Raw genomic sequence first — 23,802 nt, 5'->3', positions numbered from 1 at the left:
GCGAACTTTTTAGGCTAACCCGCGCTTGTACCATAACTTTCGGCCCGGTAACGCAGGTAAGACTATTTCGTTGCCTGGGGCCCTCCCCGAAGGCCCGGCACCGCGATCAGATCAAACAGGGATGATGCTGCTTCATGGTCCTTCACGTCGCGCTGACCCATCAAACGAGTTACCGCTACGATCGACGGGTAAGCATGGCGCCACAGGTGATCAGGCTTCGCCCCGCCCCGCATTGCCGGACGCCCATTCTGAGCTACTCGCTCACCATCACGCCGAAATCGCACTTCCTGAACTGGCAGCAGGACCCGTTCGGCAACTTCCTTGCCCGCGTCGTCATCCCCGAAGAGATCACGGAACTCTCCGTCACCGTCGATCTCGTTGCCGACATGGCGGTGATCAACCCGTTCGACTTCTTCATCGAGGAAAAGGCCGAGGCTTGGCCGTTCGTCTACGATGACGTCGTCAAGAAAGAACTCGCGCCCTACCTCGCTGCAGCGCCTCTCGGCCCCAATCTCGAGCGCTATCTCAAGAAGATCGTTCCCAAATCGCAAACGACGATCGACTTCATCTGCGATCTCAATCGCATGGTGCAGGCCGATGTCAGCTATCTCATTCGCATGGAGCCGGGCGTTCAGACGCCCGAAGAAACGCTCGCGAAGGGTTCGGGCTCCTGTCGCGACAGCGCCTGGCTTCTGACCCAGATCCTGCGCAACGTCGGCCTCGCGGCGCGTTTCGTATCGGGCTACCTCATTCAGCTGAAGCCGGACGTGAAGCCTCACGACGGTCCCGCAGGCGCCGATACGGACTTCACCGATCTCCACGCCTGGACGGAGGTCTATATTCCCGGTGCCGGATGGATCGGCCTCGACGCGACGTCCGGTCTATTGGCGGGCGAAGGCCACATTCCGCTTGCCGCGACGCCTCATCCCGTCAGCGCCGCGCCCGTCAGCGGCAGCCACACGAAGGCGGAAGTCGCATTCGACTTCAAGATGGCCGTCACGCGCATCCGCGAGACGCCGCGCGTAACGAAACCCTATGATGACGAAACGTGGAAAACCATCGTCGCAACCGGCAACGCGATCGACGAGCGGCTCGTCAAGGGCGATGTGCGCCTCAGCATGGGTGGCGAACCGACCTTCGTCGCCGCCGACGATATGGAAGCTGCCGAGTGGAACACGGCGGCCGTCGGACCAACCAAACGTCGTTACGCTGATCAACTGATCCGTCGGCTGCAACGCCGCTTCGCGCCGGGTGGACTGCTCCACTACGGCCAAGGCAAATGGTATCCCGGCGAACAGCTCCCGCGCTGGGCGTTCGCCCTTTATTGGCGCGGCGACGGGCTGCCGCTCTGGGAAAACCAGGACCTCATCGTCAGCGAGAGCGTGGCACGCCCCGCGATGATCGAAGACGCCGACAATCTGATGCGCGGCCTGTGTGCGAAGCTCGGCCTTCCGGTCGATAGCGCCATCCCGGCCTACGAAGATCCGGCGCACTTCCTGCTCGTCGAGCGCAAGCTGCCGATCAATGTCACGGCCGAAGCCAATAGGCTGGACGACCCCGCCGAGCGCGAACGGATCGCGCGCGTTTTCGATCGCGGACTGGGTCAGGTTGCGAGCTATGTTCTTCCGATACAAGCATGGCAGACGGCGGATCGCGGCCGTCGATGGGTCACCGAACGCTGGGCGCTCCGGCGCGACCATCTTTTCCTCGTGCCGGGCGATTCTCCCGCCGGCTTCCGGCTTCCCTTGCAATCCTTCCCGGTGCTGGCGCCAATCGAGCAATCGAACGTCATCCCGCGCGATCCGATGGGCCAATCCCGGCCGCTGCCCGAACGTTCCGTCCTGCTGCAAGAACGCCGCGTCGTGACGCTGGAAGCCGCCAAGCCGAACACACCCATCGAGATCACGCCGGACATCGCAGGCTCTGTCAGAACCGCGTTGACGGTCGAGCCGCGCGGCAACGCCATTTGCGTGTTCATGCCGCCGCTGACCGACGCGGAAGACTATGCGGCTCTCGTTGCGGCGATCGAGGAAGCGGCGAAAGATACCGGCGTTCCGGTGCAGATCGAAGGCTACAATCCGCCGCCGGATGCGCGCCTCAACGTGATCAAGGTCACGCCCGATCCCGGCGTCATCGAAGTCAACATCCATCCCTCGGCGAGCTGGGAGAGCACAGTCGCGATAACGACCGCGCTCTATGAGGAAGCGCACGATACGCGCCTGTCCGCCGAAAAGTTCATGCTCGATGGCCGTCATACCGGAACCGGCGGCGGCAACCACATCGTCGTCGGCGGCATGGAACCGGCCGACAGTCCGTTCCTGCGCCGCCCCGATCTATTGGCCTCCATCATTGCCTATTGGCAAAATCATCCGGCACTTTCCTATTTCTTTTCCGGCATGTTCATCGGGCCGACGAGCCAAGCGCCGCGCGCCGACGAGGGCCGCCACGAAGCGCTCTACGAACTCGAAATCGCTCTTTCGCAAGTGCCGGATCCAGGAGTTGGCCACATCCCGCCCTGGCTGGTCGATCGGCTCTTCCGCAACTTGCTGATCGATGTCTCGGGCAACACGCATCGTGCCGAGATCTGCATCGATAAACTCTATTCCCCCGATAGCGCGACAGGCAGGCTGGGGCTTGTCGAGTTCCGCTCGTTCGAAATGCCGCCGCACGCTCGCATGAGCCTCGCTCAGCAACTTCTGCTGCGTGCACTGATTGTGATGTTCTGGGAAAAGCCATATCGCCAGAAGCTGGTGCGCTGGGGTACGGCGCTGCACGATCGATTCATGCTGCCGCATTACCTTTGGTCCGACTTCGCGACGATCATCGCTGACCTCAAGTCCGCCAACCTGCCGGTGGAACTTGAATGGTTCCGTCCGCACTTTGAATTCCGCTTCCCGCTTTACGGCACCGTGTCGGCATCGAACCTCACGCTCGAATTGCGTCAGGCACTCGAGCCCTGGCATGTGCTCGGCGAGGAGAGTGTCGCGGGCGGCACCGCGCGTTACGTCGATTCCTCGCTCGAGCGCGTCGAAGTAAAGGTCAAAGGCCAGACGGGCGATCGCTTCGTCGTAACGTGCAACGGGCGTCCGCTTCCGTTGGCCCCGACTGGAAACTGGGGCGAAGCCGTCGCTGGCGTCCGCTATCGCGCTTGGTGGCCACCGTCCGCTTTGCATCCGACAATCCCCACGCACGTGCCGTTGGCGTTCGACATTGTCGATACGTGGAGCGGGCGGTCGATTGCCGGCTGCCGGTATCACGTCGCACATCCGGGCGGTCGCAATTTCGAGGTGTTCCCGATCAATGCCTACGAAGCCGAAGGCCGCCGCCTTGCGCGTTTCGACGCGGAAGGCCACACGGCCGGATCGATGTCCATCAAGCCCGAGAGCGTTAACCCGGATTATCCATGCACACTGGACCTGCGCCGGAGTCCGGTGTGAAAGGCAAGCTGTGCGTTGAGGGCGATCGCTTCCCCTCGCCTGGTACCGTCGCTTGCGGACCGCGCCTCGTCGCACGATAGTGCGCTGATTGATTTGGGGGAGGACGTCGCGGCGTGGACCGGTCGGAATGACGACAGCAGCGGCAATGCAAGAACAGCCAATATCCGCTCTCTTGGACGCCTACCGGCGCAAGGAGATAACGGGATTCGATGAGCTGCTGGATGCGTCGGGAACGGTCCGCGCGCATTGGCGACGGCTGCTCGAGGAATTGGCCGAGCTTCCCGAAACCGAACGGCAGGCGCGATGTGGCCGCCTCGCATCTCGCGTCCGTGAAACGGGCATCGCCTACGATATTTTCGCCGACCCGCATACGACGCCGCAGCGCTGGACGCTGGACCTCTTGCCGGTCGTCATTTCGGCAAGCGAATGGCAAGGGTTGGAAACGGCGCTCATTCAGCGTGCGAGGCTCTTCGATGCGTTGTTGAATGATGTCTATGGCGAGCAGAAACTTCTGCGTGAAGGGCTTGTGCCTGCCGAGCTGATTTTCTCCGACGCCGCATATCTGGCACCCGCTAACGGCATCCTGCCGAATGCCGGCGGCTTGATGTTTTACGCTGCCGACATCGCCCGCGGCGAAGACGGCAAATGGCACATCATCGACAATCACACCGAGACGCTGGCGGGCATCGGCTTTGCTTTGGCAAACCGCGTCGTGCACACGCACGTTGCCGGTGATCTCTTTAAAGATTGCAACGCGCGCCGCTTGGCGCCCTATTTCCAGGAACTGCAATCGACGCTGACGCTCCACAGCGGCCGCGAAAACGCGCGCATCGCGCTGATGACTCCGGGCCCGCATCACGAAGACTATTTCTCGCACGCCTATCTCGCGCGCTACCTCGGCTATTTGCTCATTGAAGGCCACGATCTCAAAACGCGAAACGAGCAAGTCTATCTGAAGACGCTCGAAGGCCTGAAAGAGATCGACCTTCTCGTGCGCTGTATCGATGGCAAATCGAGCGATCCGCTCGAACTCGATCCGACGGGCTTCATCGGCCCCTCCGGCCTCCTCCGCGTCTGCCGCAGGTCGCCGCGCATCGTCGTCAACGCCATAGGATCGGCCCTCGCACAAAACCGCGGCCTCGGACCTTATTTGCCGGAACTTGCCCGTCATGTTCTGGGAGAGGAACTCGAGCTCGCGGATGCGCCGCGCCGCTGGCTTGGCGATCCCGACGCGCGCCGCGAACTTTTCGCGCGGCCGGATAAGTTCATCATCCGCAAGGCACAGGAGGGCACAGGGCGGCCGGGCCAGGCCGCGCTCGGCTGGGAAGCCCGCAGACTTTCCGCCCCCGAGCGCGAGAAAATGAAGCGCGAAATCGCACTTCACGGTGCAACGCTCGTCGCCGAAGAGAAAGTCGAATTCAGCTCTGCGCCGATCCTTGGTCGCGACGGGCTCGTGCCGAAGCCCTTCGCCGTCCGCCTCTTCATTTGCAGAACGGACGGCGGCTATCAGGTCATGCCGGGAGGGCTCGCAATGAGCATCGATCCCGAACGCGCCGTGGCGCTCAGCGCTCCTGACGGCCGCACGCGCGACGTCTGGGTCCTGTCGGAAAGCGAACTCGCGCCGCACATCAGCCTTTGGCGGCCGACGCTGGCAACGACGCGCATCGAGCGTTCGCAGCGCGTCATTCAAAGCCGCGTCGCCGACGACATGTTCTGGCTTGGCCGCTACAGCGAGCGCGCCGACTGGACCATGCGGGTGCTGCGCGGCGCACTTCGGCGGATCGAGGAAGATAACGGGCCCGCTACCGGCCGCCGCGCGGCGCGCAAATGCCTCGAAGTTCTTCTCGGCAAGGATCTGGGGCTCGTCACCGGCTCTCGTGACGCGCCGCCCGATGCCGAAATCGAACGACTGTGTGAAAGCCTCATCACAGGCGGTATCGGCTCGCGCACTCTGGAGCGCACGCTCGATGGGCTCTATCGCGTTGCCCATCTCGTGCGTGATCGTCTGTCGCTCGAAGCTTGGCAGACGCTGAGCAAGTTCCGCTCCGGCGACCGCTGGAGAGAGGCGTTGAACTCCGCGCAACCGCTCGAAGTCCTCGATGTCTTGGATGAAGGTCTCGCGGCGATCGCCGCCTTCAACGGCTTCATGCACGAGAACATGACGCGGAATTCGGGCTGGGCGTTTCTCGACATGGGGCGGCGCATAGAGAGAGCGCAAAATCTCAGCGAGGCGATCGTCACGCTGTTCATTCCGTTGCCGGATCCGGAAGAGACGCAGAGCAGCTTGTTGCTTTTGCTCGAACTCGCCGACAGCTTCATTACCTATCGCTCGCGCTACAGGCTCGACCCGATGCTGGCGCTGGTGCTCGACCTTCTTCTGCTCGACGAAGCAAACCCGCGAAGCCTTGCCTATCAGCTCTCGGCAATCGCCCGGCATTTGGAAGGGCTTCCGGATACGTACAAGGGCACGGGATTGCCGGAAGATCGCCGGCTCATCCTCGCGCTGCTGACTTCCATCCGCATGGCCGACGTCGAGGCGATGGCGAAGGAAGAGAGCGGCGCAATGCTCGAACGCCTCCTGCTCGATCAGCTGGAAATGCTGCCCGAGCTTTCTAACGAAATAACGAGGCACTACTTCAACGTCATGGACGAAGCGCCCCATCGGACCCACACGAGGGTAGAGCCCTCGCTATGATCTTCGATATTACGCACAAGACGCATTACCGCTATCGCTCGATGGTCGTGCAGTCTCTGCATATCGTGCACATGACGCCGCGCTCGCTGCCAGGGCAGACCGTCCGCCATCACAGCCTGACCGTTGAGCCGGTGCCGACGTCGCGGCAGGACGGGATCGACGCATTCGGAAACATCGACATCATTCTCGATATGGAGTCGCAGCACAAAGAGCTTGTGCTGCTGGCGCGGAGCACGGTCGAGAAGCGGACGCCGCCGCCCGTTGATCTCGCGTCAACGACGCCGTGGGATCAGCTCGATGATTGCCTGCTGAAAGCCGGCGGCGAGCGCGATGTCCAAGTTCTGATGTACCGCTGCGCCTCGCGCATCACGCTGCCGACGCTCGAGTTCGCCGACTATGCCGCGCCGTCGTTCGCGCCGGGACGGCCTGTCCTCGATGCGGCGATGGGTTTCGTCATGCGGATGTACAACGATTTCACATTTGATCCGCACGCAACCGATGTCTCGACCCCGTTGACGCAAGTCTTCCAGACGAAGCGCGGCGTCTGCCAGGATTTCGCGCACGCTGCCTTGGCGTGCTTTCGTGCGCTTCGCATTCCCGCCCGTTACGTCAGCGGTTATCTCCACACGAGGCCGCCGCCGGGACGTCCGAAGCTGCAAGGCGCGGACGCGACGCACGCCTGGATTTCGGTCTGGTCGCCGGAATACGGCTGGGTGGATTTCGATCCGACCAATGGCATCATCGTTCGTGACGAACACGTGACCGTCGCATACGGCCGCGACTACGATGACGTGAGCCCGATCAGCGGTGTGCTCCGCGGCGGCGGTGAGCATTCCGTCAGCGTCGGCGTTGACGTCAATATGATTGCAGGCGCGCCCGCCGACGCGCTGAGCGGCCGCTAAACGTCGCGAGTAGTTACCTTTTTGTGCCCTCTTGAAGGAGCCGCACACCGGTCGCATTTCTTTCGCATCAGGGGGCGCCGAGAGGCGTTGCGCCTTCGCGCAAGCTTGGTGCTACGATGCTTATTCGCGATACAACGGAGGGCTACGGGGTCGTCTCGCGTCTCTTCCATTGGCTCATGGCGATCGCGATCATCGCCATGTTCGCACTTGGCCTATGGATGGTACGCCTCGACTACTACAGCCCGTATTACAATTCCGCGCCCGACGTTCATCGCAGCGTCGGCATGCTCCTGCTATTTGCGCTCCTCGTTCGCTGGATCTGGCGAGCGGCGAACGTCAAGCCGTCCGACCGCGAGCTATCACCTCTTGAGCAAAAGGCCTCGAACGCCGTCCATTGGGGATTTTATGTTCTGCTGTTCGCTCTGATGGCGAGTGGCTATCTGATATCGACAGCGGGCGGCGAGCCGATCAGCGTCTTCGGATGGTTTTCAGTCCCGTCGATCTTCCAAATGCACGGGCTCGAAAGCCGCGCCGGCTACGTTCACAGAATTCTGAGCTACGCGACGATCGCACTCGCCGTCGTTCATGCAGGCGCCGCTTTGAAGCATCATTATCTCGACAAGAGCCCGGTCCTGACGCGCATGTGGTCGGGGCCCCCGCCAATTGAATCACTCGTCCAAGAAAAGGAAAATCGTCAATGAACTTCAGATTAGCGGCTCTTGCGGCATCGATGACCGTTTCGCTGCTCGCGCTCCCCGCGTCGGCAGCCGACTACGTCATCGACACCAAGAACGCCCACGCGTCGATCACCTTCCGCATCAAGCATCTTGGCTTCAGCTGGCTGACCGGCCGCTTCGATAAGTTCTCCGGCAACTTTACCTTCGACGACAAGAACCCCGACGCTTCGAAAGTGAAGGTCGAAATCGATACGACGAGCATCGATACAAATCACGCCGAACGCGACAAGCATCTGCGCGCCGCCGATCTGCTTGATACCGACAAGTTCCCGACGGCGACATTCGAGAGCACGAGCGTCAAGGCGTCCGGGCCCGACAAGGCAAAGATCACCGGCAATCTCACGCTACACGGCGTGACGAAAGAAATCACGATCGATGCTGAGCGCCTCGGCGGCGGCAAGGATCCCTGGGGCGGCTACCGCGATGGCTTCACGGGCACGACGGAGTTGACGCTCGCCGATTTCGGCATCAACCGCGATCTCGGCCCCGCATCGAAGACCGTAGAACTCATGCTCAACGTCGAGGGCATCCGCCAATAACGGCTGCGAGTAACGGCCGGCGTGAAATTACAATCTGAAGACTGCGGCGCCGCCGGTTAATCCGGCGCCCGCCGCGGTCATGAGTATGGTCTCGCCCGCCGCGTACGGCCGATCGGCCGCTGTGGCCGACAACGTGAACGGGATCGTCGCAGCCGAGCTGTTACCGAAATTCTCGATCGTAGATCTGAGACGCTCGGGCGGAACGTGAAGCTGGTGCGCCAAGGTATTCATCATCCGCTCATTGGCCTGATGCGGGATGAGATGATCGACTTCCGCAGTGGACATCCCGGCCTTTGCCAACGCCTTTTCCGCGCACTCCGTCATCATATCGACGGCCGCCGCGTAGACGGCTTTACCGTCGTTCATCACCATCAGCACGTCTTGTGGATCGCGGATTTTTGAAAAGGGCTTCCGGCTGCCGCCGCCCGGTATCGTGATCAGATCGTAGTGCTCGCCCTTGGCTGCCAGATGCGCGCCTTGAATGCCGGCCTCCGCCCGCGCGGACGGCGCCAGCAAGACGGCTCCTGCTGCGTCCGCGAAGAGCACGCAGCTTGCGCGATCCGCTTCGTTGATACGGCGAGAGAGAATGTTGGCTGCGATGACGAGAACCGGCGTTCCCTGCGTGCGCACGAAACAGTCGGCCAGCGTCAGCGCATAGATGAAACCTGCGCAAGCGCCCGCCATGTCGATCGCACCGGCGTTCGCCAATCCGAGACGATGCGCGACGAGCGGTGATGACGGAGGCAGTAAATGATCCGGCGTCGAAGTCGCGAGTAAGAGCAGCCCGACGTCGCCGCGTGAAAACCCCGTTCGGGCGAGCGCCATGTCGCCGGCCTTCACCGCAATATCCGAAAGCGCTTCGCCGTCCGCCGCATATCGGCGTTCCTCGATGCCGGTACGCCGCTTGATCCAGCCGGCCTCAAGACCGAGGCGCGCCTCGATTTCCCGATTGGATACGATGCGCTCCGGCGCGTAATGGCCATAGCTGATGATTTCCACGCCCGTCACGACAGCACCTCATCGACGGTATCGACGAGACTGCGATAGACGAACTTGAGTTCATCCTTGGTCGTGCAATAGGGCGGCATCACGTAAACGGTCGATCCCAATGGTCGAAGAAGCACGCCGCGTTCGAGAAGGCGCGCCCGCAGCGCGAGCGTAATGTCGGCAAGATAGCCTTGTTGAGCATTGGCAAGCTCGAAGGCCGTGATTGTACCAAGCTGCCGAAGGTTCGAGAAGCGCGGGTCGGCTTCCAAGTCTTTGAGACACAGGGCCTGGTTCGCCGTCAGCGTCAAAATCCGCTCGATGACCGGCTCGCGACGCCACACCTCGAGATTGGCAGCCGCCGCGGCGCAAGCAATCGGATTGGCCGTGTAAGAGCTTGAGTGAAAGAACGTCCGCGAACGGTCCTTCGAGAGATGAGCGTCGTAAATGGGCGCACTGCACATCGTAACCGCGAGCGGTATCGACCCGCCGGTAATTCCCTTGGCGATGCAGAGGATATCGGGCGATATTCCCGCTTGCTCGCACGCAAACACGGTTCCCGTTCTGCCGAAACCGGTCATCACCTCATCTGCAATGAAGAGCACGTCGTGCGCCTTGCAGATCCGGTGCATCTCTTTGAGGGCGTCCGCGTCGTACATCAGCATGCCGCCCGCGCCGAGGATCAGCGGCTCGCAAATGAACGCGGCGACGTCCCCTTTCCGGCACGCGATTTCGAGTGCATCGAACGTCGGCTGCGCATGGTGCGGCTTGGGAAGCGGAATGCGGCCGACTTCAAACAGCAGCGGCTCGTAAGCCGCGTTGAAAACACCGCGAGCCCCGGCCGACATCGTGCCGATGGTGTCGCCATGATAGGCATCTTCCAACGCGAGAATGCGCGTGCGGCGCCGGCCCGTATTCTTCCAATATCCGAGCGCCATTTTGAGAGCGACTTCGACGGACGTTGAACCGCTGTCGGAAAAGAACACGTGGCGCAAACCTGGCGGCGCGATCTTCAACAGACCAGCCGCAACGGCTTCCGCAGGCTCGTGCGTGAAGCCGGCGAAGATGACCTGGTCGAGCAGCTCGGCTTGCGCGCGAATGGCTTCGATGATCTTCGGATGCCGATGCCCGTGCGTTATCACCCACCACGAAGAGACGCCGTCGAATATGCGCTTCCCCTCCGGGGTTTCGAGCCACGCACCTTCGGCCCGGGAAATGCGGGTCATGGATGGTTCGAGCGCGTGCTGCGTGAACGGATGCCAGATGGCTGAGGACGTCATGGGCCGACGGCCCCGATATCGAGAACGTCCGCAACCGCGAAATTCTCGGCGAATGCCGCCTGCAGAGTGTCCGCATTGAGATTGTCGATGCGCGGTAGACGGCCGAGTCGCCTCACGGCCCCGAACGTCACGATCGTGCGCTCGCTATCGGGATTTTCGTTGCCGATGAAAGCGACGCCGAGAATTGGAATGGCGCGGCGTTTCAGGGCTTCGATGGAGAGCAGCGAGTGATTGATCGTTCCAAGCTGCGTTGAGGCGCAGAGGATGACAGGCAGTCTCCATTGCGCCAACAGGTCGATCTGTAACAAGCGCCGTGTCAGCGGCACCATGAGGCCGCCAGCCGTCTCGATGACCAGGGGCGTCGGCAGCCCGAACGGCGAAAGCTTCTTGGAATCGATCTCGACGCCGTCGATCTCGGCTGCAAAATGCGGCGAGGCCGGCGTATTCAGCCGGTATCTCTCGGGAAGAATGCGAGATTCCGCCAAGGTCGTCAGCCGATTGACGGTCTCGGCATCGGTATCGCCTGCAAGGCCCGCCTGCACGGGCTTCCAATAATATCCGTCGAGCGCTTCCGTGAGTGCGGCGGCGAAAATGGTTTTGCCGATATCCGTTCCGGTGCCGGCAACGACGATACGAATGGTCATGCCGCGGTCTCCGCTTCGGCCGCTGCGATATCGTCGACAAGCCGTGTGATTGCGACTTCATCCACGTTGAGCGTAATCGTCAGCCGCAGCCGGGACGTGCCTTCCGGCACCGTCGGCGGACGGATGGCGCGGATGTCGTAGCCGCGGCTCTGCATCGATCTCGCAAGCGCCACCGCAGGGACATCGCCGCCGACGACCAGCGGCAGGATTTGCGAACCCGAAGGGGTAAAGCGCGTCTTCGCGGTGAGTTCCCGTTCCGCATGCGCGACGAGGCTCATCAGACGCTCCCGCCGTTCGGGCTGCGTCTCACAGATCTCGAGTGCCGCGCGCACCGTCGCCGCGATCAGCGGTGATGGGGCGGTCGCGTAAATGAATGGCCTTCCTCGGTTGACGAGAAAATCGCGAATAACCCGTGGTCCAATCACCAGTGCGCCCATGGCGCCGAGCGCCTTGCCGCACGTATGCAAACTAATGACGTTGTCGTTGCCTTCGAGATCGGCTGCAAGTCCGCGGCCGCTCGCGCCGAAGACGCCGGTCGCGTGCGCTTCGTCGATGATGAGCATCGCATCGTGACGCCGCGCGATGTCGAAGAGATCCCTGATCGGCGCCCGGTCGCCATCCATGCTGTAGAGGCTCTCGATGACGATCCACGCCTGACCCGTGCCGCCATCGCGCCGCCAAGCTGCGATGCTGTCCTCGAAGGCCTGCGCATCGTTGTGACGAACCGCGACGGAGTTCGCCTTCGACAAGCGCATCCCGTCGTGAGCGCTGGCATGAATGAACTCGTCATAGGCGATGAGATCGCCCCGTGATGGCAACGTCGAAAGCAAAGCCGAATTCGCGATGAAGCCGCCGCCAAAGAACAGCGCCGTCTCGCCGCCGAAAAAGCGCGCCGCTTCGTACTCCAGCGCCTCGTGTTCTTCGTGATTGCCGCGCAGCAGGCGTGAGCCGCCGGCGCCGACCGGCACGCCGCGAGCAACCGCCCGCTCAACCGCCTGCGCCAGCTCGCGCGATTGCGCGAGCCCGAGATAGTCGTTCGACGTGAAATCGATGCCGTGCGCCGTTTCGAGCGTCCTCAAACGCCCGCGGCGCAGGAGCGCGTCGAGCGCACGCTCATGATTGCCGGGCATCCCGTTGAACCGCAGTGGACGCTAGCTCCGCCTCGTGAGGATCGGCGATTTGAATGTCGAGCGCCGACAGGCCGAGTTTCGCAAAAAGCTTGCTGTCCTTGTCTTCGCCCGGATTGTCCGCCGTCAGCAGCGTATCGCCGACAAAGATGGAATTAGCCCCCGCGAAGAAGCAAAGCGCCTGCATCTCGTCGCTCATTTCAGTGCGTCCCGCCGAGAGACGCACGAAGGACTTCGGCATCATGATGCGGGCGACCGCGATGGTGCGGACGAAATCGATGGGGTCGATCCGCTCGGTGTCTCCGAGCGGCGTTCCGGGAATGGCGACGAGCATATTGATCGGCACGCTCTCCGGATGCTCTTCGAGGTTGGCGAGCGTCACGAGCATGTCGACGCGATCTTGCCGCTCTTCGCCCATGCCGACGATGCCGCCCGAGCAAACCTTCATGCCGGCATCGCGAACGCGCGCCAGCGTATCGAGCCGGTCTGCATACGTCCGCGTAGTGATGACCTTGTCGTAGTAGGCTTCGGACGTATCGACGTTGTGATTGTAATAGTCGAGGCCGGCGTCGCGCAGCTTGACGATATCGTCGTCCGAAAGCATGCCGAGCGTCATGCACGTTTCCATGCCGAGCGCTTTGACGCCTTCAACCATCGCGACGACGACGTCCATGTCGCGCGCTTTGGGGCTGCGCCATGCCGCGCCCATGCAATAGCGCGTCGCGCCGGCGGCCTTGGCCTTCTTGGCCTCGGTGAGGACGCGCTCGACCTCCATCAGCTTCGATGCCTTTAGGCCGGTCTTGTGGTGAGCGGACTGGCTGCAGTAGCCGCAGTCTTCCGCGCAGCCGCCCGTCTTGATCGACAGGAGACGGCTCATCTGAACTTTGTTCGGGTCGAAAGACGTCCGATGCACGCTTTGGGCGCGAAAGAGCAAATCCATGAGCGGAAGCTCGTAGAGCGCCAGAGCTTCGGCGCCCGTCCAGTCATGGCGGATTGCCGGGCCTCCGCGGGTACGGCCAGAGGCATCGAGACGGGTAACGGGTGAGGTCATTCAGGTGCGATCTCCGCGGGGGCGGACACCGCCCCGATCCGGAGAAGATGTTTGCACCGCTTCCGCCCCGGCTAGCAACCGCCAAAATGCCTCTCTGAGCCGGACAGGCCCACGGAAAACGGCAATCGGGAGCTTTCCCTCGAGCTTTAGTTAAGATCCTCGGGAAGGGCGGGGAGGATGCCGAACGGCACGCCGTCGTCGACGAGCTCGCGCGCCTCTTCAAGGGTCGAGCTTCCGCGAATTTGCCGCTCTTCAATTTCGCCGAAATGCATTTTGCGCGCTTCGTCCGCGAAACGCGGTCCGACGTCTTCGGTGTTCTCGAAGACGGTCTTCTTGATGGCGCGCAGTGCTTCGAGAGTGGCCTTCGAGTCCCCGCTCTGCATCGCCGCGGGACCAGCGGACCGCGAGGCGACGGCTGCCTTCGTCACGATTGAGGGTGCCATCGGCTGCTTCTCGATGTCGATCGAGCCGCAGAACGGGCAGGCGATCTCGCCCGCAAGCGATTGGGAATCGAAATCGGCGCTCGCGCGGAACCAGCTTTCGAATTCATGTCCCGACGAACATTCAAGACGATACTTGATCACGATCCGTGCACCAGTGACGGCGCCTTCGAGTTGGCGACCACGACATCGAAATCGCGGTCGTGAGTGAGTGACGGCAGCTTTCGTCGCACTTGGTCGACGTATGCTCCATCTATGTCGGCGACGACGACCTCGGGATCAACACCTGCTTCCGCCAAAACCTCGCCCCAAGGCGAAATAATGAGGCTGTGGCCGAACGTTTCCCGGCCGTTTTCGTGCCGGCCGCCCTGATCCGCCGCCAGAATATAAGCGCCGGTCTCGATGGCGCGCGCCTTGAGCAGCGTATGCCAATGCGCTTCGCCCGTTGTCCGCGTGAACGCTGCCGGCGCGGTGATGAATTTAGCTCCGGCCTTCGCCAGCGCCCGATGCAGCGCGGGGAAGCGCAAATCGTAGCAAATGGTCAGGCCAAGACGGCCCCACGGAAGCTCCGCGATAATTGCGCTCGGCCCGGCCTGATAGTTCACGCTTTCGCTGTAGGACTCGCCACCGCCGAGATCGACATCGAACATGTGAATCTTATCATATCGCGCGGCTATCGCACCATCGGGAGCAATGACGTATGTGCGATTGGCGAGACGCCGCTCGCCGACCTTCACGGCCATCGATCCGATGTGCAACCAGATCTTGCGCTTGCGGGCGGCATCGATGAACGCCGCGAGCGCGACGTTGCCGTCCTCGGGCTTCGTCTCTGCCATGAGACGTGCTTGATCGAGCTCCATCAAGGTCGTGCATTCCGGCGTCTGAACGTAATCGGCTCCGCGGTCCGCCGCTTCGTTGATGAGCGACACCGCGTCGGCAACGTTGCGTTCGACGCTGCGGCCCGCTCGCATTTGTACGAGAGCGGCGCGGAAAGCTGTTTTGGAACGTGATGACATGATCAGGCTGCGGTCAAAAGCGTATCGAGGCGTCCGCTGCGCTCGAGGTCGAAAAGGTCGTCGCAGCCACCCACGTGTACATCCCCGATCCAGATTTGAGGAACTGTTCTTCGGCCGCCCGCGCGCAAGGTAAGGTCAGCGCGCAAATCGTTGCGGCCCGACAGGTCGATTTCCTCGAAGGCGGCACCTTTGCGCCGCAATAGGTCTTTGGCCATATGGCAGTAGCAGCAGTTGCCAGCAGTGTAGACCGTCACCTTCTGCATTTCTTCGGCGCCTCTCAACACGCCATATAAATAGTTCGAATCAAAACTAAACCGTTCCCGAGGTCATGCAACCTTGCATCGCTGATTTGCGCCGCTGTGCCGCGCCTTTGTCACGCCCTTTGCAGCCTCAGGAATAACGTTCTGAAACTATCGCAAGTGCGAGCACGTCGACTTTGCAAGCGCCCGCCTGTTTCAAGGCCCGGGCCGCGGCCGATGCCGTTGCACCGCTCGTGATGACATCGTCGACCAAAACTATGGCTTTTCCTGAGATATTCGGCACTTCACGGTCAGGTACGCGGAAAACGCCCGCCACGTTCCGGCTCCGCTGAGCCCGGGTGAGGCCGATTTGATGTGGCGTTGAACGGATTCTTACGAGCGCGAACGGATTGACGGGCTTGCCGGTTCGCCGCCCGGCCTCTGCCGCCAGAATTTGCGCTTGGTTAAATCGCCGTGCCAGCAGCCGCCACCGCGCGAGCGGCACCGGCACGAGAAGGTCGGCATCGGCAAGCACTTCGCGCCCCGCGTCCGCCATCCATCGCCCGAAAAGCCGCCGGGCGTTATGATTGTCGTGAAATTTGAACCCGTGAATGAGCACCTGCAAGAGGCCGCCGAAGCTGGCGACCGCCCGGGCGCGATCGTAGTCCGGCGGGTTCGCAACGGCGGCAGCTGAGAGCGTGACGCCGCCGGTATCGATGGCCAGCGGCAATCCGAGCCGGTCGCACACCGGAGGGCGGACGAAATTGATTTGGCTCCAGCAGGATGGGCACAGGGAATCGTGGTCCATGATCCGCGTCCGGCAGCCGAGGCAAACCGGGGGCAGCAACAGATCGAGGGCTGCACGTCGAAGCCGGCGGAAAGGACGATGCTGCGAGAGCACTCCTGAGCTGCCGCTCGTGCTATCTCCCGTGTCGTCTTCCGCAACCGTGTTACTGTTCGACATTGCACAACACTAGCGCAACGCGCTAACGCCAGCGAGAGCTTCGACGCCGGCCCTTGCAGGGTCAGGGCTATCGGCCCCGGCCATCTACGAGCCGGATCCAACTTACGAGAAAGACAGGCGATGCCCGGCGCACCGCAGATATTCGATCGCAATTTTATGAGAATGCGCCGCGATCGCATCGCCAAGGCGACCGGCGGCGCGAACCTTCCCGATTTTCTGCTGGAGCGCGTGGCGGCCGATTTCGCCGAACGTCTTTCGCTCGTGCGCCGGGATTTTCCGGTTGCCGTCAGTCTGGGTGCGTATAACGGGCTCGTCGCCGAACGGCTCCGGACGCTCCCCGCGATCGGCACGATCATCGATGTCGAATCGTCTCTCGCGAGCCTGGTGCGCGCACGCGGTTTGAAAGTCGTTGCCGACGAGGAAGCACTGCCGTTCGCGGCGGAGAGCCTCGATCTCGTGGTGTCCGGTCTTGCGCTCCATCTCGTCAACGATCTCCCCGGAGCTCTCATCCAGATCAATCGCGCGCTGAAGCCAGACGGGCTTTTTCTCGGCGCGCTGCTCGGCGGCGAAACGCTCAGAGAACTGCGCGAGGCCTGGATTCTCGCTGAGGATGAAGTTCTCGGCGGCGCCTCTCCTCGCGTCGCGCCATTCGCCGACGTCCGCGAGCTTGGCGGGCTTCTCCAGCGCGCGGGCTTCGCGCTGCCGGTCGCCGATAGTGACCTCGTTGAGGTAACCTACGCCTCGCCTCTCGCCTTGATGCAGGAAATCAAGGCCATGGCGGCGAGCAATGCCCTGACGGAGCGCCGCCGCACGCCGGTGACACGCACCCTGCTGTTACGGGCAGCGCAAATCTATCAAGAGCGTTTTGGGCTTCCTGGCGGCCGCGTGCCCGCAACATTCGAGATCGTCACGTTGACCGGATGGGTTCCGCACGAAAGCCAGCAGAAACCGCTGCGGCCGGGATCGGCCGAAGTCAGTCTCAAAGATGTGCTGAAGCCCCGCTCAAAAGATCTCTGAGCCACGGAATGAGCGGCTCGTCCGCAGGCGGCATCGGATAGCGGTTGAGATCGAGCGCCCTGACCCACTTGACGGTCTGGCCCTCCCGGGGGGTGATGTCGCCCTCCCATGTACGGCAGAGGTAGAGCGGCATCAGAAGGTGGAAATTCTCGTACGCATGGCTCGCGAAGTTGAAGGGCGCGAGGCACGTCCGGCAAAGCTCGATGTCGAGTTCTTCCTTGATTTCGCGGCAAAGCGCGTCCTCGGGCGTCTCGCCCGCTTCCACTTTGCCGCCAGGAAACTCCCAAAGGCCGGCCATGGACTTTCGCGCCGGGCGCTGGGCGATCAGCACCCGCTTATCGTCGTCGATGAGCGCCACGGCGGCAACGAGAAGCAACGGCTTCATGCGCGCCGCCTCAGCAGGTAAGCGGTCTCTTCGAGACGCGTCACGCCGCGCTTCTTCAGGTTGTCGCTGTCTGCGAGGCCATCGCGCGTCTCGAGCACTTCGATCTCGAACGTATCCCCGTAAAGACGTTGAACCTCGTCGCGCGAAACCGGAAATGGCGGCCCGGAAATCTCACCCTCGGGATAATCGATCGCGATGAGGAAAATGATCGCCTCACGCGGCACGATCCGGGCAAGCGTCTCGGCGTAATAGGCGCGCATTCCAGGTGGCAGCGCGATCAGAGCGGCACGGTCGTAAACCGCCACGACGTCCTTCAGGACATCGGCATCGAGTTCGAAAAAATCGCCGCAATAAAGCTCGAACGGCCCGGCGGACGAAATCTCGAACGCGCCCGCCGAGGAGCGATTTGGCACTTGGCCGCCTTCGCCGAAAAATTCGCGGACCGCAACGTCAGACAGCTCGACCCCGATGACGCGATGCCCCTGCGTCGCGAGCCAGACCATGTCGCGGCTCTTACCCGCAAGAGGCACGAAAACGGCGGTCTCCTGGGGTAATCCAAGCTTCGGCCAGACGCGCAAAAGCTGCGAATGGATTCGCTGCTGATGAAAACCGATTTCGCGGCGCTGCCAGCGCTCGTGCCAGAACGCCTTATCCATTGGCTCTCAGCTTTTCAACTCCTGTAATCGGCATTGATCGATACGTATTCGTGCGTGAGATCGCAGGTCCAGACCCGCGCTCCCGACTTACCAACCCCGACGTCGACGCGAATGACGATCTCGGGGTTCTTCATGTACGCGGCAACTGTCTTCTCGTCGTAATCCGCGGCGCGCTCCCCGTCGCGCGCAACGCAGTGGGGACCGAACCAGATCGCGAGCCTGTCGCGGTCAGCGGCTTCGCCGGACTTGCCGACCGCCATCACGACCCGGCCCCAGTTCGGATCTTCTCCGGCAATCGCCGTCTTGAGAATGGGTGAATTGGCGCAGGAGAGAGCGATCGCCCGCGCCGCGTGCCATGATTTGGCGCCGCCGACCTCGAACGTCACGAACTTTGTAAGCCCCTCGCCGTCCTTCGCGACCTGGATCGCGAGATCGCGCATCAAGTCGTAGAGAGCCTCCGAGAACGCCTGGAGCTTTTTCGACTTGGCCTTCGTGATGAGCTTTTGCCCGCGAGCTTCCGCCTTCCCAGTCGCGAACATCAGGCAAGTATCGCTCGTCGACGTGTCGCCATCGACCGTCATGCAGTTGAACGTGGTCGCGGCGTGCTCGGCCAGCAGCTCTTGCAGCGCATCGGACGAGATCGCGGCATCCGTGAAGATGAAGCACAGCATCGTCGCCATGTCGGGCGCGATCATCCCCGCGCCCTTGCAGAAACCGTTGATGGTGACCTCGGTGTCCCCGATCAGCGCGGTGCGCGTCGCGAGCTTCGGAAAGGTATCGGTGGTCATGATCGCCCGCGCCGCCTTTTCGAAAGCGTCGGGCTCGGCCCGTTTGGCGAGGTCACCGAGAAGATGCGCGAACTTTTCCGCGTTGAGCGGTTCGCCGATGACGCCGGTCGAAGCGACGAAGACTTCGTGCGGTTTGCAGCCAACGGCCTCAGCGGCATGTGCAACCGTGATGTCGACCGCCTCGCTGCCCTTTTTCCCCGTGAAAGCGTTGGCGTTGCCCGAATTCACGACGACCGCCCGCGCCGCCCCTTTCTTCAGGTGCTTCCGGCAGGCGAGCACCGGAGCCGACGCGGTTTTCGATTGCGTGAGGACGCCCGCAACCGACGTCCCTTCGTCGACCACGGCGAGCAAGAGATCGGTGCGGTTCTTGTAGCGGATACCGGCTTCCGCAGTGGCAAAGGCAACGCCCTCGATACTCGGCAATTTCGCGAGTGTTTTAGGGGCGAACGGCGAAACGCTCGAAGCTTTGCTCATAAGGGATCTCCGGAGAGGGCGCGAGGCTCCCTGAAACAGATCGGGCCGCCATAATCAAGCGGCCCGAGCAAGAACTTTTTGACTTGGCGGGGAAGCTTAGGGCTTCGCCGCCTCGGCCGGACCCTCCTTGGGAGCATCCTTCGGAGCGTCCTTGGGCGGTTCAGCGGCCGCCGGCTTCGACTGGGCCTGCATCGCCGCATTGCGAGCGTCCACCGTCTTCTTGATCTCCGGATCGACGATCTCGATCTTCGACTTTCCGCGAAGGCCTACAGCCGTTTGCTGAGCTTTTTGCAGAAGCAGGGACTGGACGATCCGGTCCTTCACGATCTCGAACGCCGGCGGCTGCTTGGTCCGGCGATCCTCGAGCTTCACGAGATGCCAGCCGAACTGCGTCTTTACCGGGTCGGAGACTTCGCCCTTCTTCAGCTTGAAGACGATCTCTTCGAACTGCGGCACCATTTGCCCATGACCGAAGTAACCAAGGTTCCCGCCGTCTTCCTTCGAGCCCGGATCTTTGGAGCTTTCTTTGGCGAGCTCAGCAAAGTCGGCGCCCTTGTCGAGCTTTTCTTTCAGAGCCTTGGCCTCATCTTCAGTAGCGACGAGAATATGTCTCGCCGATACTTCCTCTTCCGGCTTCAAAAGCTTCACTTGGTCGTCGTAAATCTTGCGCGCATCAGCATCGCTGACCGAGGCCTTGATGACCTTGTCGAAATAGAGTTCCCGAAGGGCGCGGCGCTTCAAATAGTTGAGGCGCGTCTCGAAGTCGGCGCCCTCATTCAGCTTCTGGGCTTCGGCCGCTTCCGCAAAAAGCTGATTGTCGATGAGGAATTCGAGAAGGGATGTGCGCTTCTGCTCGGGCGGCATTGTGCCCATGTCTGAGCCGATTTCGCTCTCGGCCACCGCAAGATCGCCTTCGGTAATGGGTTTGCCGTCGATCGTGGCGACAACCTTGTCCTCGGCAGCCGCCGTGAAAGGTGCGGCCATGCCCGCGAGCGCGAAAGTCATAAGAATAAGGGTGATACGCTTCATCAGCGTTGGCTCCGCGTTGGAGGTTGAGGACCTTAAATTGCCGTCTCAAAGCTCGTTTGGGGCACGACGGCAAGACCGCGGCAGGCGGCCAACAAGCGGGTTTCGATAGCGGGCTAGGCCAAGAAAACCAAGTTAATTCTTGGCCACAGGAAGAAAATCCCTTACGTCGGCGTTATAGCGCATAACATTGACAGTCGGGGGGGCGAGTTCTTATGTCTGCCCCTAATCGGGTCGGGCGTTAAAGCCCGTGTCGACCGCGCAATTAAGAGCGCTGTGGGGACGTCGACGCAGGCGTGGCGGGGAGGCCTTTGCCGCGCATTTTTTGGCTTTATTGCCCGGCGACAAGAGACTGAGCCGGCCGTGCCAGGGGGTGCGGCCAAGACGAATTTGTAGGACGGATCTAAAAATATGCTCTCGTTCGGTGATCTCGCTTCGAAGATTTTCGGTTCCTCGAACGAGAGGAGAGTCAAAGGCTTTCGGTCTCGCGTCGCGGCCATCAATGCGCTCGAGCCCGAGCTGCAGGACCTGTCCGATGAAGAGCTTCGAGCGCGCACGGAGCAATTCCGTCAGCAGCTGAACGACGGCGCCTCGCTCGACGACCTGCTCGTTCCCGCATTCGCGACGGTCCGCGAAGCGGCAAAGCGCACGCTTGGCCAGCGCCACTTCGACGTCCAGCTCATCGGCGGCATGGTCCTCCATCAAGGCGACATCGCCGAAATGAAAACGGGCGAAGGTAAAACGCTCGTCGCCACGCTGCCCGTTTACCTGAACGCTCTCACCGGCAAAGGTGTCCACGTCGTTACCGTCAACGACTACCTCGCCAAGCGCGACGCGGACTGGATGGGTCAGGTCTATCGCTTCCTGGGTCTCACCGTCGGCTGCATCATCCACGACATGAGCGACGAGTCCCGCAAGATCGCCTACGCTTGCGACGTGACGTATGGCACGAACAACGAGCTCGGCTTCGATTATCTCCGCGATAATATGAAGATGAACTACACCGAGATGGTGCAGCGTCCGCACACGTACGCAATCGTCGACGAAGTGGACTCGATCCTCATCGACGAAGCCCGCACGCCCTTGATCATCTCCGGCCCATTGGAAGACCGGGCCGATCTGTATCAGCAGATCGATGCGTTGATGAAGATCGTCACGCCGGAAGACTTCGAACTCGACGAAAAGCAGCGTCAGGTCTCGTTCTCGGAAGCCGGCAACGAAAAGATGGAGCGCGAGCTCGAAGCCGCTGGCCTTCTGAAGGGCACGCTCTACGACATCGACAACGTCACGATCGTCCATCACCTGACGCAGGCGCTGAAGGCGCACAAGCTGTTCCAGCGCGATAAGGACTACATCGTCAAAGGCGGACAGGTCGTCATCATCGACGAGTTCACCGGCCGTATGATGCCCGGCCGCCGCTATTCGGAAGGCCTGCATCAGGCTCTCGAAGCCAAAGAGAAGGTCGAGGTCCAGCCCGAAAACCAGACGCTCGCGTCGATCACGTTCCAGAACTACTTCCGTCTCTACAAGAAGCTCGCCGGCATGACCGGTACGGCAATGACCGAAGCCAGCGAGTTCATGGATATCTACGGGCTCGAAGTCATCGACATCCCGACCAATCTTCCCGTCAGCCGTGTCGACGAGGATGACGAGATCTACCGGACGCAGCGTGAGAAGCTCGCCGCTATCGTGCAGTCGATCGCGGAAGCCAGAACGCGCGGCCAGCCGATCCTTGTCGGCACCACGTCGATCGAGAAGTCCGAGCAACTTTCGGAGCTTCTGAAGGACCACAAGTATTTCAAGGAACTTGCCAAGCAGCTCGAAGAGCAGGCGGCTGCCATCAAGCCCGGTAAGGAAGAAGAACTCCGCAAGCATTTGACGGAAACGGCGGCACATCTAAACAAGTTGGCGACCGAATCCAAGGGTAAGGGCGACCCGATCCCGCATCAGGTGCTCAACGCGCGCTATCACGAGCAGGAAGCGAGCATCGTTGCACAGGCCGGCCAGCCCGGCGCCGTGACGATCGCAACCAACATGGCTGGCCGCGGTACCGATATTCAGCTGGGCGGCAACGCCGAGTTCCGTCTGCGCGACTGGATCGCCGAAGAAACGGCAAAGGGAACGCCGCCGGACGAGTCGGCCATTAGCACCAAGCGCGCTGAACTTGTCACCGACGTCGCCGCCAATAAGAAAAAGGCGCTCGAAGCCGGCGGCCTCTACGTGCTCGCGACCGAACGCCATGAAAGCCGCCGCATCGACAATCAGCTGCGCGGTCGTTCCGGCCGTCAGGGCGACCCTGGCCGTTCCAAGTTCTATCTGGCGCTCGATGACGACCTGATGCGCATCTTCGGATCCGAGCGCATGGACAAGGTGCTGCAGACGCTCGGCCTGAAGGACGGCGAAGCGATCACGCATCCATGGATGAACAAGTCGCTCGAAACCGCACAAAAGAAGGTTGAGCAGCGCAACTTCGATATCCGCAAGCAGATCCTGAAGTACGACGACGTGATGAATGACCAGCGCAAGGTCATCTTCGACCAGCGGCTCGACATCATGGGCCAGGAGAACGTTTCCGAGACGGTCGTCGAGCTTCGCAATGAACTGATCGACGAATACGTCACGCGCTTCATTCCGCCCGCAGCCTATGCCGAGCAGTGGGACACGAAGGGCCTCTACGAGCAGGTCAACGACGTCCTCGCGCTGGATCTCCCGATCGACGCGTGGGCTGCCGAGGAAGGCATCGCCGACGAAGAGATCAAGGAACGCATCAAGGCCGCCGCGGACGCCAAGGCGGACGAAAAAGCCAAGGAACTCGGACCGGAGCTCTATCACCAGATCGAGAAGATGGTGCTGCTCCAGACGCTGGATCACCTCTGGCGCGAGCACCTTGTGACGCTTGAGCATTTGCGCCAGGTGATCGGCTTCCGCGCTTACGGCCAGCGCGATCCGCTGAACGAATACAAATCCGAAGCGTTCATCCTCTTCGAGAGCATGCTTGGACGTCTGCGCGAAAACGTGACGGGCCAGCTGATGCACGTCGAACTGGCGCCGCCCGAGGATCAGCCCGCGCTGCAGCCCGTCGATCTGCCGCCGATGGAAGCCCACCACGTCGACGCGACGACGGGCTTCGACGAATTCGAGCGCGATCCCGAACTGGCGATGGCCGATGCCGCCATTCAAGGGGCTCGTGCACGCCGCGCAGCGGGACCCGAGCCCGAGAGGCGCGCACCGCTGCAGAGCCGTAAGAATGAGGGCGCGGTCGATCCGAAAGACCCCGCCACCTGGGGCCGCGTCTCGCGCAATGCCCTCTGCCCTTGCGGCTCGGGCAAGAAATACAAGCACTGCCACGGCAAGATGGATTAACAGCATTGAGGCGCCGAAAGGCGCCTCAATTGTATTCC

20 protein-coding genes are annotated in these 23,802 nt (G+C 61.8%); 7 read left to right on the top strand and 13 right to left on the bottom strand.

What is annotated here, in order from left to right:
- Positions 1–134: 134 nt before the first annotated feature.
- The 5 genes from BM399_RS15690 to BM399_RS15670 all read left to right on the top strand — a co-directional run bounded on the left by BM399_RS15690 (position 135) and on the right by BM399_RS15670 (position 8,310).
- Positions 135–3,437, top strand: coding sequence for a transglutaminase family protein (locus tag BM399_RS15690; protein ID WP_092868690.1), 3,303 nt, complete (start codon positions 135–137; stop codon positions 3,435–3,437).
- A 127-nt stretch (positions 3,438–3,564) separates the two neighbouring features.
- Positions 3,565–6,132 (top strand): circularly permuted type 2 ATP-grasp protein, encoded by a 2,568-nt coding sequence (locus BM399_RS15685; RefSeq protein ID WP_092868689.1) that lies wholly within the window; start codon positions 3,565–3,567, stop codon positions 6,130–6,132.
- A complete protein-coding gene (locus tag BM399_RS15680) occupies positions 6,129–7,034 on the top strand; it encodes a transglutaminase family protein (RefSeq protein WP_092868688.1) in 906 nt (301 codons plus the stop codon). The genes BM399_RS15685 and BM399_RS15680 overlap by 4 nt, the downstream gene beginning before the upstream one ends.
- Positions 7,035–7,150: 116 nt before the next feature.
- Positions 7,151–7,735 (top strand): cytochrome b, encoded by a 585-nt coding sequence (locus tag BM399_RS15675; protein ID WP_092868687.1) that lies wholly within the window; start codon positions 7,151–7,153, stop codon positions 7,733–7,735.
- Entirely contained in the window at positions 7,732–8,310 is a 579-nt protein-coding gene (locus BM399_RS15670; protein ID WP_092868686.1) for a YceI family protein, read from the top strand. Before BM399_RS15675 ends, BM399_RS15670 begins: the two co-directional genes overlap by 4 nt.
- A 27-nt stretch (positions 8,311–8,337) precedes the next feature.
- Here the strand turns inward: BM399_RS15670 and BM399_RS15665 are convergent, their stop codons facing one another.
- From BM399_RS15665 to BM399_RS15625, 9 genes are all read right to left on the bottom strand, one after another.
- On the bottom strand, positions 8,338–9,318 hold the full coding sequence (locus BM399_RS15665; protein WP_092868685.1) for a beta-ketoacyl-ACP synthase III: 981 nt from the start codon (positions 9,316–9,318) through the stop codon (positions 8,338–8,340).
- Positions 9,315–10,574 carry an adenosylmethionine--8-amino-7-oxononanoate transaminase gene (locus BM399_RS15660; protein WP_092868684.1) on the bottom strand — a complete coding sequence of 420 codons (1,260 nt, stop codon included), beginning with the start codon at positions 10,572–10,574 and terminating at the stop codon, positions 9,315–9,317. Before BM399_RS15660 ends, BM399_RS15665 begins: the two co-directional genes overlap by 4 nt.
- The gene (gene bioD / locus BM399_RS15655; protein WP_092868683.1) at positions 10,571–11,218 is read right to left on the bottom strand and encodes a dethiobiotin synthase; all 648 of its coding nucleotides are present in this window, start codon (positions 11,216–11,218) and stop codon (positions 10,571–10,573) included. The genes BM399_RS15660 and bioD overlap by 4 nt, the downstream gene beginning before the upstream one ends.
- A complete protein-coding gene (locus BM399_RS15650) occupies positions 11,215–12,348 on the bottom strand; it encodes an 8-amino-7-oxononanoate synthase (protein WP_092868682.1) in 1,134 nt (377 codons plus the stop codon). The genes bioD and BM399_RS15650 overlap by 4 nt, the downstream gene beginning before the upstream one ends.
- Positions 12,332–13,396, bottom strand: coding sequence for a biotin synthase BioB (gene bioB / locus BM399_RS15645; protein WP_092868681.1), 1,065 nt, complete (start codon positions 13,394–13,396; stop codon positions 12,332–12,334). The genes BM399_RS15650 and bioB overlap by 17 nt, the downstream gene beginning before the upstream one ends.
- A gap of 146 nt (positions 13,397–13,542) precedes the next feature.
- Positions 13,543–13,980, bottom strand: coding sequence for a DUF1178 family protein (locus tag BM399_RS15640; protein ID WP_092868680.1), 438 nt, complete (start codon positions 13,978–13,980; stop codon positions 13,543–13,545).
- Entirely contained in the window at positions 13,977–14,852 is an 876-nt protein-coding gene (locus tag BM399_RS15635; RefSeq protein ID WP_092868679.1) for a carbon-nitrogen hydrolase family protein, read from the bottom strand. Before BM399_RS15635 ends, BM399_RS15640 begins: the two co-directional genes overlap by 4 nt.
- Before the next feature lie 2 nt (positions 14,853–14,854).
- Positions 14,855–15,115, bottom strand: a complete 261-nt coding sequence (gene grxC, locus BM399_RS15630; RefSeq protein WP_092868678.1) for a glutaredoxin 3 — start codon at positions 15,113–15,115, stop codon at positions 14,855–14,857.
- A gap of 127 nt (positions 15,116–15,242) precedes the next feature.
- On the bottom strand, positions 15,243–16,055 hold the full coding sequence (locus BM399_RS15625; protein WP_092868677.1) for a ComF family protein: 813 nt from the start codon (positions 16,053–16,055) through the stop codon (positions 15,243–15,245).
- Positions 16,056–16,175: 120 nt separating this feature from the next.
- On the opposite strand from BM399_RS15625, the gene BM399_RS15620 reads away from it, so the two are divergent.
- Positions 16,176–17,072, top strand: a complete 897-nt coding sequence (locus BM399_RS15620; RefSeq protein ID WP_092868676.1) for a methyltransferase domain-containing protein — start codon at positions 16,176–16,178, stop codon at positions 17,070–17,072.
- Here the strand turns inward: BM399_RS15620 and mutT are convergent.
- The 4 genes from mutT to BM399_RS15600 form a co-directional block, all read right to left on the bottom strand.
- Complete coding sequence (gene mutT, locus BM399_RS15615; protein ID WP_092868675.1) at positions 17,035–17,457, bottom strand: 8-oxo-dGTP diphosphatase MutT; 423 nt, start codon at positions 17,455–17,457, stop codon at positions 17,035–17,037. The genes BM399_RS15620 and mutT overlap by 38 nt on opposite strands.
- Positions 17,454–18,113: a thiopurine S-methyltransferase gene (locus tag BM399_RS15610; protein ID WP_092868674.1), complete on the bottom strand. Its 660-nt coding sequence runs from the start codon at positions 18,111–18,113 to the stop codon at positions 17,454–17,456. The genes mutT and BM399_RS15610 overlap by 4 nt, the downstream gene beginning before the upstream one ends.
- A gap of 14 nt (positions 18,114–18,127) precedes the next feature.
- Positions 18,128–19,375, bottom strand: a complete 1,248-nt coding sequence (argJ, locus tag BM399_RS15605) for a bifunctional glutamate N-acetyltransferase/amino-acid acetyltransferase ArgJ (RefSeq protein WP_092868673.1) — start codon at positions 19,373–19,375, stop codon at positions 18,128–18,130.
- 96 nt (positions 19,376–19,471) lie between these two features.
- Entirely contained in the window at positions 19,472–20,404 is a 933-nt protein-coding gene (locus BM399_RS15600) for a peptidylprolyl isomerase (RefSeq protein WP_092868672.1), read from the bottom strand.
- Positions 20,405–20,812: 408 nt separating this feature from the next.
- Between BM399_RS15600 and secA the strand changes: the two genes are divergently transcribed.
- Positions 20,813–23,764, top strand: a complete 2,952-nt coding sequence (gene secA / locus BM399_RS15595) for a preprotein translocase subunit SecA (RefSeq protein ID WP_092868671.1) — start codon at positions 20,813–20,815, stop codon at positions 23,762–23,764.
- The last annotated feature ends 38 nt before the right edge of the window (positions 23,765–23,802 follow it).

The organism is Hyphomicrobium facile (assembly GCF_900116175.1).
GTDB lineage: Bacteria > Pseudomonadota > Alphaproteobacteria > Rhizobiales > Hyphomicrobiaceae > Hyphomicrobium_B > Hyphomicrobium_B facile.
Note: the sequence above shows the minus strand (reverse complement) of the source record. Positions and strands in the feature narration are given on the sequence as shown.